The sequence below is a fragment of the Streptomyces sp. NPDC048734 genome (assembly GCF_043198675.1).
Taxonomy (GTDB): domain Bacteria; phylum Actinomycetota; class Actinomycetes; order Streptomycetales; family Streptomycetaceae; genus Streptomyces.
Genome location: NZ_JBICUZ010000003.1, coordinates 479,904 through 495,284 on the forward strand (window position 1 = coordinate 479,904; position 15,381 = coordinate 495,284).

The 15,381-nt window shown below is 70.0% G+C and carries 11 protein-coding genes and 1 tRNA gene; 2 read left to right on the forward strand and 10 right to left on the reverse strand.

Going from position 1 to position 15,381, the window contains the following annotated elements; genetic code table 11:
- Positions 1 to 97 precede the first annotated feature (97 nt).
- A complete protein-coding gene (locus tag ACGFQC_RS11170) occupies positions 98 to 1,744 on the forward strand; it encodes a protein kinase (RefSeq protein ID WP_363087692.1) in 1,647 nt (548 codons plus the stop codon).
- Here ACGFQC_RS11170 and ACGFQC_RS11175 read toward each other — a convergent pair.
- Complete coding sequence (locus ACGFQC_RS11175; protein WP_363087693.1) at positions 1,708 to 3,099, reverse strand: hypothetical protein; 1,392 nt, start codon at positions 3,097 to 3,099, stop codon at positions 1,708 to 1,710. The two genes, ACGFQC_RS11170 and ACGFQC_RS11175, sit on opposite strands and share 37 nt — an antisense overlap.
- A gap of 449 nt (positions 3,100 to 3,548) precedes the next feature.
- Entirely contained in the window at positions 3,549 to 3,677 is a 129-nt protein-coding gene (locus tag ACGFQC_RS11180) for a DLW-39 family protein (RefSeq protein ID WP_003999697.1), read from the reverse strand.
- 339 nt (positions 3,678 to 4,016) lie between these two features.
- On the opposite strand from ACGFQC_RS11180, the gene ACGFQC_RS11185 reads away from it, so the two are divergent.
- Positions 4,017 to 4,385 carry a DUF6344 domain-containing protein gene (locus tag ACGFQC_RS11185; RefSeq protein ID WP_363087694.1) on the forward strand — a complete coding sequence of 123 codons (369 nt, stop codon included), beginning with the start codon at positions 4,017 to 4,019 and terminating at the stop codon, positions 4,383 to 4,385.
- Between the two features lie 454 nt (positions 4,386 to 4,839).
- Here the strand turns inward: ACGFQC_RS11185 and ACGFQC_RS11190 are convergent.
- From ACGFQC_RS11190 to dnaN, 8 genes are all read right to left on the reverse strand, one after another.
- Positions 4,840 to 4,916 (reverse strand) — tRNA-Ile (locus ACGFQC_RS11190).
- 123 nt (positions 4,917 to 5,039) lie between these two features.
- Positions 5,040 to 5,852 (reverse strand): DUF3566 domain-containing protein, encoded by an 813-nt coding sequence (locus ACGFQC_RS11195; protein ID WP_363087695.1) that lies wholly within the window; start codon positions 5,850 to 5,852, stop codon positions 5,040 to 5,042.
- A gap of 18 nt (positions 5,853 to 5,870) precedes the next feature.
- The gene (gene gyrA / locus ACGFQC_RS11200) at positions 5,871 to 8,465 is read right to left on the reverse strand and encodes a DNA gyrase subunit A (protein WP_363087696.1); all 2,595 of its coding nucleotides are present in this window, start codon (positions 8,463 to 8,465) and stop codon (positions 5,871 to 5,873) included.
- 42 nt (positions 8,466 to 8,507) lie between these two features.
- Positions 8,508 to 10,568, reverse strand: coding sequence for a DNA topoisomerase (ATP-hydrolyzing) subunit B (gene gyrB, locus ACGFQC_RS11205; protein WP_363087697.1), 2,061 nt, complete (start codon positions 10,566 to 10,568; stop codon positions 8,508 to 8,510).
- 500 nt (positions 10,569 to 11,068) lie between these two features.
- The gene (locus tag ACGFQC_RS11210) at positions 11,069 to 11,599 is read right to left on the reverse strand and encodes a DciA family protein (protein WP_363087698.1); all 531 of its coding nucleotides are present in this window, start codon (positions 11,597 to 11,599) and stop codon (positions 11,069 to 11,071) included.
- Positions 11,596 to 12,717, reverse strand: a complete 1,122-nt coding sequence (gene recF, locus ACGFQC_RS11215; RefSeq protein WP_363087699.1) for a DNA replication/repair protein RecF — start codon at positions 12,715 to 12,717, stop codon at positions 11,596 to 11,598. The genes ACGFQC_RS11210 and recF overlap by 4 nt, the downstream gene beginning before the upstream one ends.
- 77 nt (positions 12,718 to 12,794) lie before the next feature.
- Entirely contained in the window at positions 12,795 to 13,670 is an 876-nt protein-coding gene (gnd, locus tag ACGFQC_RS11220; protein WP_393288068.1) for a phosphogluconate dehydrogenase (NAD(+)-dependent, decarboxylating), read from the reverse strand.
- A 188-nt stretch (positions 13,671 to 13,858) separates the two neighbouring features.
- Positions 13,859 to 14,989 carry a DNA polymerase III subunit beta gene (dnaN, locus tag ACGFQC_RS11225; protein ID WP_363092295.1) on the reverse strand — a complete coding sequence of 377 codons (1,131 nt, stop codon included), beginning with the start codon at positions 14,987 to 14,989 and terminating at the stop codon, positions 13,859 to 13,861.
- Positions 14,990 to 15,381: the final 392 nt, after the last annotated feature.

Sequence of the window (15,381 nt, forward strand, 5' to 3'; positions counted from 1 at the left end):
CCGGATCGTGACGGGCCACGGGGGTCGTATCACTCATCACCGGGGTAGCGAGGGGACAGCAGGCGGGATTCCCGACGGGGAGGAGCGACGCACCACCATGGGTGAGGTCTTCGCCGCACGGTACGAACTCGCCGACCCGATCGGCCGCGGAGGGGTCGGCGCCGTCTGGCGCGCCTGGGACCATCGCCGCCGCCGTTACGTCGCCGCCAAGGTGCTCCAGCAGAGCGACGCCCACGCGCTGCTCCGCTTCGTCCGCGAGCAGGCGCTGCGCATCGACCATCCCCACGTCCTCGCCCCCGCCAGCTGGGCCGCGGACGACGACAAGGTCCTGTTCACCATGGACCTGGTCACCGGCGGTTCCCTGGTCCACCTCGTGGGCGACTACGGCCCGCTGCCTCCCCTGTTCGTCTGCACCCTCCTCGACCAGCTGCTGTCCGGACTCTCCGCGGTCCATGCGGAGGGCGTCGTCCACCGTGACATCAAGCCCGCCAACATCCTGCTGGAGGCCACCGGGACGGCCCGCCCGCGGCTGCGGCTGTCCGACTTCGGCATCGCGATGCGGCTGGGCGAACCACGCCTGACCGAGACCAACCTCGTGGTGGGAACACCCGGCTACCTCGCTCCCGAACAGATGATGGGTGCCGAACCCGACTTCCCCGCCGATCTCTTCGCAGTCGGCCTCGTCGCCCTGTACCTCCTGGAGGGTGCCAAGCCGGACGCCAAGGCCCTCCTCCAGTACTTCGCGGAGCACGGGACTCCGGGCGCTCCCAGGGGTGTCCCCGAGCCGCTGTGGCAGGTCGTGGCCACGCTGCTGCAGCCGGACCCCGAAGCCCGCTTCCGCACCGCGACGGGGGTGCGCAAGGCACTGGCCGCGGCCGCCGAGCTGCTTCCCGCCCCCGGCCCGGACGACGAGCAGATCGAGATCTTCGACCAACTCGGTCCGCTGCCGGAGGGCTTCGGGCCACAGGGCCCCTCGAAACCGGCGCCGGACGTCGCGGGCGCCCCCTCGTCCTTCGGGCGGATGCCCCCGCAGCGTGGCTCCACGGGGTCCGCTCCCGGCGGCCCGGGCCGGGTTCCCCTGCCGGCGTGGCCAGGCACGGGTTCCATCGCATCCGGGACCCCGGCCCCGCCCGCCGCCCCGCCCACCACCGCGCCCCCCGTCGTGCAGCCTCCGGTGCCGCCGCGACGGCCACCCGTGCTCCAGGCCGGACCGGGGCCGACCGCGGGCGCCGTACCGCACGGGACCGGCGCCGACGACGCCGTACCGCCCGGATCGTCCCCGTCCGGCGGGCCGGGGGCGGAGGGCTTCCCGGCACCGGACGCCGCACCGCACGTCTTTGATGCCGGCGATCCACGTCAACGGCGTGACACCTCGTCCACCGGTTCCGGCCCCTCCCTGTCGGACACCGGCAGCTTCCACCTGCCGCCTCCCCTGCACCCGGGCACGGCCTCCGGGCAAGACCTCCTTCGCGGCGCCCCGAGCGAATCCACCTTCGCCCTGTCTCCCCGGCCCTCGTCCGCCCGGCGTGTCGACACCTCCACCGCTTCCTACACCGCTCAGGACCCACAGGCTCCGCCTCCCGCGAGCCCGGCTCCGGGACCGCCGGCGCCCGTCCGCCGTCGCGGTCACCGCCGAGCGAAGGCAGCCCGGCGGCCCGGGCCGCCCGCCAAGGTCGCGCTGCCCCTCCTGCTGCTGGCCCTGGCCTGCTACGCCGTCGGGTTCTGGGCATTGGCCCGGATCTGAGCGGAGGTGCGGCGTCTGGCCGTCACCGTCCACACGCCGAGCACCAGCAACACTGCGCTGCCGGTACCGATGCCGCCCACGGCCACAGCCGCCATCGCGCCGTCACCCCCGGCACCGCCACCGCCGTCGGCCGTACCGCCGGCTGAAGCGCCCTGCCCGCTCCGCTCACCGGTCCCGAAGACACCACTCGGCACCGACCGGCCCTCGTACCCGGGTCCGGCCTGTGCGGTCCCGCCGATCCGGACACGCAGCTTCACGCCGTAGGGCCCCTCACCGAAGCGTTCGGCGACGTGCGCCGAGAGGTACACGGCGAGGTAGTGGAAACCCGCGAACCGCAGGCTCTGGGCCGGGTCCGTGGGGGCGTACCGGTTGACGTAGCGGACCGGCGGCAGCGGGGGCAGAGAGGTCGACTTCTGGGTGCCTCCGTAGCCGATGCTCGTGCCGGCGATCTCGGCGCGCACCGGGTTGTAGACCGTCAGGTCGAGGGCGGGGACCACGAATCCGGAGTCCGTGCCCGCGCTGTCCAGGTCGACGGTGGCGTACAGCTGCTGTCCCCAGTCGACGGGCACCTTGTAGTAGAGGGTCTGTCCGGGGACGATCTCGTCCCGCCAGACGCCCTGCCCCACGGCGGTCGCGCCGGAGAAGCCGCCGCCGCCCGGACGGTCGACGGGTTCCGCCACGAGGGGCGCGGGCGTGGCGGAGTCCCACACCTCGGGCACACTCGTCGCACCGCCACCGCCACCGCCACCGCCGGCCGTCGGCGGCTCGGACACGGGCGCCAGTTCCAGCTCCCAGGACTGCCCGGCCCCGGTGCTGGTCTCGGTGCGCTCGACCACGAGGAAGTAGGTGCCGGCCTCCTGGCACAGGCCCTTGCCCGCCAGGATCTCGCGCGCCCCCCAGGCGGTGACCGGATGCGGGTCCCTGGAGGGGCCCACGGTCACCGTGTCGTAGGAGCAGCTGCTGCCGTCGGCGTTCTGCACGGAGACCTTGACGCCGTCGCCGCTGGCGAGCGCGGTACCGGCGCGCGGGACGGCCGTGACGGAGACGTACGCGTTCGAGGCGTCGTCGAGTTCCAGCCGGTAGTAGGCCTTCTCGCGGCCCGCGAGGGCACTGCGGTACATGACGCCCGGCTCCAGGCGCATGGCCTCGGTGGTGCCTTCGGCAGCGGTGACAGCGCGCGCGCTCCGGTCGAACACGTAAGCGGGTACGTCGGCCGCGCCCGCGGCCCGGGCCACGGTCCCCGGCAGCCCGGCCCAGGCCACGCAGAACACCGCCGCCACGGCCGCGGCCCGCCCGATGGCCATCAGCACCGCGGCCTCCAGCAGTGCGGTCTTCCACCCCGTACGCCGGCCCATCAGGCACCCCCTCGACCTCGCCGGCAGCGGTCCTGTCCGGACCCGGCCGTGGGCCATCCTGCCCTGCCGGCCCAGGCGCCGCCCCCGCATCCCGCACGAACGTCCGAAACGGCTGCCCCGCCGCCCCTGGGGTCTGTCCTGCGGATCACGTCGGAGGAAACCGGCGGCGCCTTGCAGCCGAGGTGAGCGGGGTCCGGTGCGTCCGGCTGCAAGGCCGAGGAGGGCGTCGACGCGATGAGGGTGCCCCCGGGCGAGCACAGTCGAGCGTGGGGGAGTCGGCGACCGACGACAACACCGCTGAGGTCACCCCCTCCGGGGGAGGGCGTGCCGGACCCCGCGTCTGCGGCCTGATCCGTCGGACAGGCCCCAACCGGGGTCGGCCTCCCCCGCAACACAAAACCCCGACCGCACGGAGCGGTCGGGGCCTGATCAGTATTCGGTGTCGGTACTCACGAACCCGTGGGCACGGAGTCGGTCGCCTCCGTCCACAGATCCTGCTCGGCGCGATCCGCCTGGATCTGGCGGTACACGAGGAGCCCGCCGATGGCGGCCAGTGCGACCAGGAGAAGCTTCTTCACCGCGCGACCTCGTCTTTCGTTGACGTAGGGGACCTCTGGCGCCCGACTATACACACCGACCGATACCGATCGGTGACCTGCGTCGGCCCGCCAACTCCCGCCTCCGACAGCCCTGTAGGCAGGGCCGTGGCAGAGGATCACCCCCTCGGACCGGAGGGTGATCGCACCCGCACGGAGGGTCACTTCGCCCGCCTTCGATGAGTTATCGGCCCCCTTGCGCCCATCCGAGTGGTGTTCATCGGAACAACGCCACGCCACGGGCGTCGGTCCACCACTTCGCGCCCCGCATACACATCATGAGGAAAGTACGCAAATCGCCTGACCCGAAAGTGAGGGGCCATGACCGACCACCGGATCACGAAGCTCTGGACCGCCTTCGTCGCCGCCTTCCTCGCGCTGTGCACGGCGCTCGGACTCATCACGACCACCGCCGCGACGGCGGTAGCGCAGAGCGAGCCGACGCGCAACAGCGGTGAAAGCAACAACGCCGTACACGCGAACGTGCCGACGGCGTCCCCCTGGGCGTCCTGGCTACTGGCCCGGTCCCTGCCCCCCACGATGAAGCAGCGCATCCACGCCGAGGCCCACGGAAAGTCCCCCAACTGCCGCCAGCGTCCGCTCCCCGAGACGGAACCGGACGACCTCACGGCCCCGTGCGGCACCGAGACCGACCTCGCAGCCGAGCCCGTCACCCCCCTCCAGCGCTGACGTCCCGGCACAACGTGCCGCAACCCAGCCACGATCACGACGTAACGGCGAACTTGCGTACAGCCGCACGATGCAGGCCCGGCAGCTCCCCAGGAGCAACCGGGCCTTCGCCATGCCCAGCCTGGCACCTCCGGCTCCCCCACTCCCGTGCGGAGTCGTGAGTGACGAGTCATGAGCACGGGTTCCGCGGCTCAGGGCTCGGAGTCCAGGTCTCATCAGGCCCAAGACTGAGGACTGAGGACTGAGGACTGAGGACTCAGACCGAGGCTCACGGCCCCGCAGCACCCAGCACACCCAGCACCTGGTCAGACCGCCGAGCCCCAGTGATCAGTCACCTGACCCCACCCCTGCACCCACAGCCGACTCGCCCACTCCTCCACCCGACGCGTCACCGACCCAACCCCACACGAACACGCCGAAGGCCCCCAACCTGACCGGTTGGGGGCCTTCGTACTGGTGGGGCTAACAGGATTTGAACCTGTGGCCTCATCCTTATCAGGGATGCGCTCTAACCAACTGAGCTATAGCCCCGCCGCGCTTTGCGGTGTGTGTCCCGCGCGCTGACTCCTGAAGATTAGCGCACGACGCGGGCAGTCCCAAAATCGGTTGTCGCCGGAGGGGCGGCGGAGGTTTGGAACGGCCGATGCGGCCAAGTCACTCGTCTTCGGCGAGGGTCAGCTCGACGCCGCCCACAAAGCCCGCGGAGAGGTTGTAGATGAACGCGCCGAGTGTCGCGAGAGCCGTCGCGAGGACGACGTCGATGACCGCGATGATCGCCGTGAACAGCAACACGTTGGGCAGGGAGAGGAAGGACTGGAGGTCGAAGCCGTTCGACTCGTTGGAGCCGGTCGCCTCGGAGATCGTGCCGCCGACCGTCGAGAAGACGCCCATCGCGTCCATGACCATCCACAGCACGGCGGCCGCGATGATCGTGCAGATGCCCAGCGCGATCGAGAGCAGGAAGCTGACCTTCATCACCGACCACGGGTCGGCCTTCGCCACGCGCAGCCGGGCTTTGCGCACCCGGGGTGTGGTCCGGGCACCGGTGCGCGGCCGGCGGACCGCGCCGTCCGGGGCCGGGGTCGAGTAGGCCTGCGGCGGGTGGTAGGGCCCGCCGGGCTGCTGCCTCTGGCGTTCGCCGGGCAGCGGGGAGGCCTGCTGGGCCTCATCGGCCTGGCCCGCTCCAGCGGCGTACTGCTGGGTCTGCGGGCCTCGGGTGTCCGTCACAGTTCCCCCCTGGGATCCATGCGTGTCGGGCGAGTGCGAGTCCTTCACGGGCGACTTGATCGCCTGGAGATTGGTCGTGTGCGGATCCGTCACCTGCGCATCGGCCGTACGCGTGTTCTTCTTCACCGCGGCGGAGCCACGGCCGCCGTCCGTTTTCGTACCGGCAGGGGTACCGGTCGAAGGGCCGGCAGAGGTGCCGGCCGATGTTCCGACCGAACCGGCGCCCGTGGCTCCGCTCACGATGACTCACTCCTCGTGCTACTCGGTCGAGGGCGCCTCACCCTCGTCCGTGCCGCTGGTCGCGGCGTCCTCGGCGACGTCGTCCACGGCGATGTCGCCGTCGACCTCCTCCGCCTCGCGCCCCGCCTCGGCGTTACGTGCGATGCCGACCACGGCATCGCGCTTGCCCAGGTTGATCAGTTGGACGCCCATGGTGTCACGGCCCGTCTCCCTGACCTCGTTGACTCGCGTACGAATCACACCGCCGGACAGTGAGATGGCGAGGATCTCGTCGGTCTCCTCGACGATCAGCGCGCCCACGAGGGAGCCGCGGTCCTCGACGATCTTGGCGGCCTTGATGCCGAGGCCGCCGCGACCCTGGACGCGGTACTCGTCGACGTTGGTGCGCTTCGCGTACCCACCGTCTGTGGCAGTGAACACGAACGTACCGGGTCGAACAACATTCATCGAGAGCAGCTCGTCGCTCGCACGGAAACTCATGCCCTTGACGCCCGAGGTGGCACGGCCCATCGGGCGCAGAGTGTCGTCCGAGGCGGTGAACCTGATCGATTGGGCCTTCTTGCTGATCAGCAGCAGATCATCGTCGGCCGAGACGAGTTCGGCTCCGATCAGTTCGTCGTCGGATCCGTCCTCCCGCTCCCGCAGGTTGATCGCGATGACACCGCCGGAACGCGGCGAATCGTAATCCTTCAGAGGCGTCTTCTTGACCAGACCGCCCTTGGTGGCCAGGACCAGGTAGGGCGCCGCCTCGTAGTCGCGGATCGCGAGGATCTCGGCGATCGCCTCGTCCGGCTGGAAGGCCAGCAGGTTCGCCACGTGCTGTCCACGCGCGTCACGCCCGGCGTCGGGCAGCTCGTACGCCTTCGCCCGGTAGACACGGCCCTTGTTGGTGAAGAACAGCAGCCAGTGGTGCGTGGTGGAGACGAAGAAGTGGTCGACGATGTCGTCCTCCTTCAGCTTCGCGCCCCGCACCCCCTTGCCACCGCGCTTCTGCGCCCGGTAGTCGTCGGTCTTGGTCCGCTTGACGTAACCACCGCGTGTGACGGTGACGACGATGTCCTCCTCGGCGATGAGGTCCTCGATGGACATGTCGCCGTCGTAGGGGATCAGCTGGGTCTTGCGGTCGTCGCCGTACTTCTCGACGATCGCGGCCAGCTCGGCGCTGACGATGCCGCGCTGACGGACCGGCGAGGAGAGGATCTCGTTGTACTCCGTGATCTTCGCCTGCAGCTCGTCGTGCTCCTGGACGATCTTCTGCCGCTCCAGGGCCGCCAGGCGGCGCAGCTGCATCTCGAGGATGGCGTTCGCCTGGATGTCGTCGATCTCCAGGAGGTCCCTCAGGCCCGTGCGCGCGATGTCGACGGTGTCGCTGCGCCGGATCAGCGCGATGACCTCGTCGATGGCGTCCAGGGCCTTCAGCAGGCCGCGCAGGATGTGCGCCCGCTCCTCGGCCTTGCGCAACCGGAACTTCGTACGCCGGACGACGACCTCGATCTGGTGCGTCACCCAGTGGCGGATGAACGCGTCCAGGGAGAGGGTGCGCGGGACGCCGTCGACCAGGGCCAGCATGTTGGCGCCGAAGTTGGTCTGCAGGTCCGTGTGCTTGTAGAGGTTGTTCAGGACGACCTTGGCTACCGCGTCCCGCTTGAGGACGATCACCAGGCGCTGGCCGGTGCGCGAGGACGTCTCGTCACGGACGTCCGCGATGCCGCCGATCTTGCCGTCCTTCACCAGGTCGGCGATCTTCTGCGCGAGGTTGTCCGGGTTGACCTGGTAGGGCAGCTCCGTGACCACCAGGCACTGGCGGTTCTGGATCTCCTCGACCTCGACGACCGCGCGCATGGTGATGGAGCCACGGCCCGTGCGGTACGCCTCCTCGATGCCCTTGCGGCCGACGACGAGGGCGCCGGTCGGGAAGTCGGGGCCCTTGATGCGCTCGATCAGCGCGTCCAGGAGCTCCTCGTGCGAGGCCTCCGGGTTCTCCAGGTACCACTGGGCGCCGGACGCGACCTCGCGCAGGTTGTGCGCGGGGATGTTGGTCGCCATGCCGACCGCGATACCGGCCGAGCCGTTGATCAGCAGGTTCGGGAAGCGGGCCGGCAGGACGGTCGGCTCCTGGGAGCGGCCGTCGTAGTTGTCCGTGAAGTCGACGGTCTCCTCGTCGATGTCGCGGACCATCTCCATCGACAGCGGCGCCATCTTGCACTCGGTGTACCGCATGGCGGCCGCCGGGTCGTTGCCCGGCGAGCCGAAGTTGCCGTTGGAGTCCACGAGCGGCATGCGCATCGACCACGGCTGCGCGAGACGGACCAGCGCGTCGTAGATCGAGGAGTCGCCGTGCGGATGGTAGTTGCCCATGACGTCGCCGACGACGCGGGCGCACTTGTAGAAGCCGCGCTCGGGGCGGTAGCCGCCGTCGTACATGGCGTACAGGACGCGGCGGTGGACGGGCTTGAGGCCGTCCCGCACGTCCGGCAGCGCACGCGAGACGATGACGGACATCGCGTAGTCGAGGTAGGAGCGCTGCATCTCCGTCTCGAGCCCGACGGGCTCGACGCGCATGGCGATGTCGCCGCCCTCTTCAGGGGTGACGGGAGTGTTCTCGTCGGTCATTGCTGGTGTTGATCCTTCCTGGTCCGGTCAGCTGAGACCGACTCAGATGTCGAGGAAGCGGACGTCCTTGGCGTTGCGCTGGATGAAGGCGCGGCGCGCCTCGACGTCCTCGCCCATGAGGACCGAGAACAGGTCGTCGGCCTGGGCTGCGTCGTCGAGGGTGACCTGGCCGAGGACGCGGTGCTCCTGGTCCATCGTGGTGACACGCAGCTCCTCGGCGTTCATCTCGCCGAGGCCCTTGAAGCGCTGGATGGAGTCCTCGCGCACCCGCTTGCCGCGCTGGCGGCCCATCTCGATCAGCGCGTCCCGCTCGCGGTCGGAGTACGCGTACTCGACGTCGTCCCGGCCCCACTTGATCTTGTAGAGCGGGGGACGGGAGAGGTACACGTGCCCGGCCTCGACCAGCGGCCGCATGAAGCGGAACAGGAAGGTCAGCAGCAGGGTGCTGATGTGCTGCCCGTCGACGTCGGCGTCCGCCATCAAGATGATCTTGTGATAGCGCAGCTTCTCGATGTCGAAGTCCTCGTGCACACCCGTGCCGAAGGCGGAGATCAGCGCCTGGATCTCCTGGTTCTGCAGGATCTTGTCGATCCTGGCCTTCTCGACGTTGAGGATCTTGCCGCGGATCGGGAGGATCGCCTGGTACTGCGGGTTCCGGCCGGACTTGGCCGAGCCGCCGGCGGAGTCACCCTCGACGATGAAGATCTCGCACTTGGTCGGGTCGTTCGACTGGCAGTCGGAGAGCTTGCCCGGCAGCGACGCCGACTCCAGCAGGCCCTTGCGGCGCGTGAGGTCACGGGCCTTGCGGGCCGCCACGCGCGCGGTGGCCGCCTGGATGCCCTTGCGGATGATGTCCGCCGCCTCGACCGGGTTGCGGTCCAGCCAGTCGTTGAGGTGCTCGTAGACCGCCTTCTGGACGAAGGTCTTCGCCTCCGTGTTGCCCAGCTTGGTCTTGGTCTGGCCCTCGAACTGGGGCTCGCTGAGCTTCACCGAGATGATCGCGGTCAGACCCTCGCGGATGTCGTCGCCCGTGAGGTTGTCGTCCTTCTCGCGCAGCAGCTTCTTGTCGCGCGCGTACTTGTTGATCAGCGAGGTCAGCGCCGCACGGAAGCCCTCCTCGTGCGTACCGCCCTCGTGGGTGTGGATGATGTTGGCGAAGGAGTACACGCCCTCGCTGTAGCCGCTGTTCCACTGCAACGCGACCTCGAGGGACAGGTTCTTGTCCTTGTCCTCGGCCTCGAGGTCGATGACGGTGGGGTGGACCGCCTCTCCCTTGCGGGAGTTGAGGTACTTCACGAAGTCGACGATGCCGCCCTCGTAGTGGTACGTGACGGACTTGACCTCGTCCTTCACGTCGGCGCCCGCCTCGTCCGCACCGGTCACGGCCTTCGCCGACTCGCGCTCGTCGGTGAGTTTGATCGTCAAACCCTTGTTGAGGAACGCCATCTCCTGGAAGCGCCGCGACAGCGTCTCGAAGGAGTACTCGGTGGTCTCGAAGATGTCGCCGTCGGCCCAGAAGGTGACCGAGGTGCCGGTCTCCTCCGTGGCCTCGTGCCGGGCGAGCGGGGCCGTCGGGACGCCCATCTTGTAGTCCTGCGTCCAGCGGTGTCCGTCGGTCCGCACCTCGACGGAGACCTTGGACGACAGGGCGTTCACGACGGAGACACCGACACCGTGCAGACCGCCGGAGACCGCGTAGCCACCGCCGCCGAACTTGCCGCCCGCGTGCAGCACGGTCAGCACGACCTCGACGGCGGGCTTCCCCTCGGAGGGGACGATGCCCACCGGGATGCCGCGGCCGTTGTCGACGACGCGCACGCCGCCATCGGCCAGGATCGTCACGTCGATGGTGTCCGCGTGCCCGGCCAGCGCCTCGTCGACGGAGTTGTCGACGACCTCCTGCACCAGGTGGTGCAGACCGCGCTCGCCGGTCGAGCCGATGTACATGCCGGGTCGCTTGCGGACCGCGTCCAGGCCCTCGAGGACGGTGATGGCACTGGCGTCGTAGGAGGCCGTGACCTCGCTGGTCGAGGTCACGGCCTCGCTGGTGACGCCGGCGTCGGTGGACAGGATGTTCTCGTTGGGGTTGCCGGAATCGGCCACGAAGCGCCCTTTCTGGCACAGCACGAGCCGGGCTCGTCGGCGGGTTGCCGGAGCGGCTGCGGCATGTTGCGTTGGTAAGCCTTGATCAGCGTTGCTCAGCGTCTCCCGGGCGGTCCCCACGTTCGGGGCGGGATTGGCTTCCAGTCTACCGGTAGCGCCGACAGTGATGGTGGTTTGCCGGTACCTGAGTCCGCATGTGCCGCCCTCAACCGGTCTCCACCGGGTCCCCATATACGGAGCGGGCCTCCAAGAGGCTCACGGAGGCACTCAGCGCTTCCGGGTGTCAACCCTTGGCTACCGGCGAGTCAGTTCCGGTTCCGCCGCCTCGTCCGCACCTCGCAGGGCCTCTCCGGGAGCGGGTTCCGGCCCGGGTCGGAACGGGTCGGAACGGGTCGGAACGGGTCCGTACCACTCACGGGCCGCACGGAGCCGTACACCCGCACATGAAGACGGCCGGGACGGTACGACAGCACCGCCCCGGCCGGAGTACGTGACAGATGTCACCCGTAGGTGTCGCCGGGTCCCTTGCTGCCCGGGGCCCGCAGGGGGCCGTAACGACGCACGGGGCCCGCCGGACCCTGCACCCTGATCTGCCGCACCCGGCCGTGGCCGAGGTCCTCGTTGAGCCGGGCGACCAGCGTCGGGGCGAGCAACCGCAGGTTCGTCGCCCAGGCCGTGGAGTCGCAGCGCACGAACAGCACCCGCTCGTCCTCGTCGTACCTCTCCGGCTCGCAGTGCTTGGCCACGTCCTCGCCGACGATCCGCGGCCAGCGCCCCATCACCCCGCCCACCGCGGCCGGCGCCTCCCAGCCGCGCTCGGTGAGGAGCCGGTTGATCGCCGCACCGAGCGCCATGGGGTCGCGTCCGTCCGCCCGCGCGCCGGAGCGCAGGCCGCCGCCGCGCCGCGCCTGCTTCTTCTGCTGCACCGCGTCCCCACGCGCGCGTGCCTGCTCGCGCGCCGCCCTCAGCGCCACGCGCGCCAGGTCGACCCCGGAGGGCTCGGGCGCCTTCTCCGGCTCCTGCGACGTCATACGCGCTCCACGGTCCCCTGCGCCACGGCGTACCGCGCGCCCGCGAGCACCTGCGGGACGTCGTCGTCGACGGCGGCCGTCACCAGCACCTGCTCGCCCGGCGCCACCAGCTCCGCCAGCCGTTCCCGCCGCCGGCTGTCCAGCTCGGCGAAGACGTCGTCGAGGATCAGCACCGGCTCGTTGCCCTCCGCCCGGAGCAGGTCGTAGGAGGCCAGCCGCAGGGCCAGCGCGTACGACCAGGACTCACCGTGGGAGGCGTACCCCTTGGCGGGCAGCTGACCGAGTTTGAGCAGCACGTCGTCCCGGTGCGGACCCGCGAGGGTCACGCCCCGTTCGATCTCCTGCTTGCGCACCTCGGCGAGCGCACCCATCAGTTGCTCGTAGAGGTCCTCGCGCGCGTGTGCCTCGCCCGGCGCCGACGCCTTGTACTCCAGCGCGACCGGGCCGCCGCCGGGGGCGAGCTGCTCGTACGCCTTGTCGGCGAGCGGCTGGAGGGCGGCCACCAGATCGAGACGGGCGGCCAGCAACTCGGCACCCACGCGCGCGAGGTGCTGGTCCCACACGTCGAGCGTGGACAGGTCCATGGTCCGGCCGCCGTGCCGACGGGCCAGCGCGGCGGACTTCAGCAGGGTGTTGCGCTGCCTGAGCACCCGCTCGTAGTCGGAGCGCACCCCGGCCATCCGCGGGGAGCGCGCGGTGATCAGCTCGTCGAGGAACCGGCGCCGCTCCCCGGGATCGCCCTTCACCAGGGCCAGGTCCTCGGGCGCGAACAGCACGGTTCGTACGATCCCCAGCACGTCACGCGGCCTGACCTGCGAGGACCGGTTGATGCGGGCACGGTTGGCCTTGCCGGGGTTCAGTTCCAGCTCGACGAGCTGCTGCCGCTCGCCCTGCCGTACCTGCGCCCGGACGACAGCGCGGTCGGCGCCCATGCGGACCAGGGGTGCGTCGGAGGCGACCCGGTGACTGCCCAGGGTGGCGAGATAGCCCACGGCCTCGACGAGGTTCGTCTTGCCCTGCCCGTTGGGGCCGACGAAAGCGGTGACGCCCGGGTCGAGCGGGACTTCGACCCGGGCGTACGAGCGGAAGTCGGCCAGCGACAGATGCGTGACGTGCATGGTCGTTTCGCCGACCTCCCCGGCGTGACGGACCGCCGAAACGGTCCTGCGACGGACCGCCGAAACGGTCGTGTGGACTACTTTTTCTCTACCGCGTGGCCGCCGAACTGGTTGCGCAGGGCGGCGATCATCTTCATCTGGGGCGAGTCCTCCTGGCGGGAGGCGAACCGTGCGAACAGCGAGGCCGTGATGGCCGGGAGCGGCACCGCGTTGTCGATGGCGGCCTCCACGGTCCAGCGGCCTTCTCCGGAGTCCTGTGCGTAGCCGCGCAGCTTGTCCAGGTGCTCGTCCTCGTCGAGGGCGTCGACCGCCAGGTCGAGGAGCCAGGAGCGGATGACCGTGCCCTCCTGCCAGGAGCGGAACACCTCGCGCACGTCGGTGACCGAGTCGACCTTCTCCAGCAGTTCCCAGCCCTCGGCGTAGGCCTGCATCATGGCGTACTCGATGCCGTTGTGGACCATCTTCGCGAAGTGGCCGGCGCCGACCTTGCCGGCGTGCACCGCGCCGAAGTCGCCCTCGGGCTTGAGCGCGTCGAAGACCGGCTGCACCTTGGCGACGTTCTCCGGATCGCCGCCGTACATCAGTGCGTAGCCGTTCTCCAGGCCCCACACACCGCCCGAGACGCCGCAGTCGACGAAGCCGATGCCCTTGGCGGCCAGCTCCGCGGCGTGCTTCTCGTCGTCCGTCCAGCGGGAGTTGCCGCCGTCCACGACGACGTCACCCGGCTCCAGCAGCTCGCCCAGCTCGTCGACGGTCGACTGGGTGGCGGCACCGGCCGGGACCATCACCCAGACCACCCGCGGGCCCTTGAGCCTGTCCACAAGATCAGAGAGGCTGTGGACATCGGCGAGGTCCGGGTTGCGGTCGTATCCGACGACGGTGTGGCCCGCGCGGCGGATCCGCTCACGCATGTTGCCGCCCATCTTGCCGAGGCCGACGAGACCGAGCTCCATCAGTTGTTCCTTAGGTCGCTGTGTGGCGTGTGGGCACCTTCGTACCCCTGTCCGAGCCTAGTCCCGGACTGTCACGCACACCTGTGGGCATACGCGCTCAGACGTACCGCCCAGCCACGCGCTCACCTGCGGCTTCATCCACAGGCCGGGAAGCGTTCCTCCACGGCCTGTGGACAGGTCCGGACGGCTCAGCCGCTGAGGCGAACCGGCATGATCAGGTACTTGTAGGCCTCGTCCGCCTCGGCGTCGACCGCCGGCCTGCCGCTGAGCAGCGCGGGCTTGGTGGACGTCGTGAAGGACAGCTGGGCCACCGGGGAGTCGATGGCACTGAGGCCGTCCAGCAGGAAGGTCGGGTTGAAGGCGATCGAGATGTCGTCGCCGTCCAGCTGGGCGTCGACCCTCTCCACAGCCTGTGCGTCGTCGCTGGAACCGGCCTCCAGGATCAGCACGCCCTGCTCGAAGCTGAGCCGCACCGGTGTGTTGCGCTCGGCGACCAGGGCCACGCGCTTGACGGCCTCCACGAAGGGGGCGGTCTCGATCACGGCCACGGAGTTGAACTCCGTCGGGAACAGGGTGCGGTACTTCGGGAGGTCGCCCTCCAGAAGCCGGGTCGTCGTACGCCGGCCGGCACCCTCGAAGCCGATCAGACCCTCGCCCGCACCCGAGCCGGACAGCGCGATGGTGACGCTGTCGCCGCTCGTGAGGGCCTTGGCGGTGTCCAGGAGCGTCTTGGCGGGCACCAGGGCGACCGCGGACGCGTCCGGGTTCTCCGGCTTCCACAGGAACTCGCGGACCGCGAAGCGGTAGCGGTCGGTGGAGGCAAGCGTCACGGTGTCGCCCTCGATCTCGATGCGCACACCGGTGAGGACGGGCAGGGTGTCGTCACGGCCGGCCGCGATGGCCACCTGGGCGGCGGCGGAGGCGAAGACCTCGCCGGGAACCGTGCCGGTCGCGTTCGGCATCTGGGGCAGCGACGGGTACTCCTCCACAGGCAGTGTGTGGAGCGTGAACCGCGAGGAGCCGCAGACCACCGTGGCCCGTACACCGTCTGTGGAAATCTCCACGGGGCGGTTGGGCAGCGCCCGGCAGATGTCCGCGAGCAGCCGGCCGGAGACGAGGACGGTGCCCTCCTCCTCGACCTCGGTCTCCACCGACACACGCGCGGAGACCTCGTAGTCGAAGCTGGAGAGGCTGAGGGCTCCGTCCTCGGCCTTCAGCAGGAGGCCGGCGAGGACAGGCGCCGGCGGACGGGCCGGGAGGCTGCGCGCCGCCCAGGCAACTGCCTCCGCGAGTACGTCGCGTTCCACCCGGATCTTCACTCTTGCCGCCTCCTGCTGTTGCCGGCGCTTCTCGCCCTGCCTGGCCTTCGTCGTCTGTCTCGGTGTCGTCGGCCCCGGTGAGGGGAAGGACCACCGGGGACCAGTCTGACGCACCGCACTGACAGTAGGTGCCCGTCGGGGTCAAGTCGTGACGAGGGGCAGCCGGGGCCCGGACGACGAGTTGTGCACAGCCCCCCCTTCGAACCGGATTTCTCGCTCTCTCTGGTTGGGAGTAGTAGTAGGGGCTGTGGATACCGTGGATAACCCTGTTTCCGCAGCTCAGAGGCGATATTTTGTCCACTGGCCCTGGGGACGGAGGCGGTGGACAACCGGGGGCTTCTGTGGAGAACAGAAAGTTCTGCACACCTCATGCACAGGGTGAGGCGACTTCT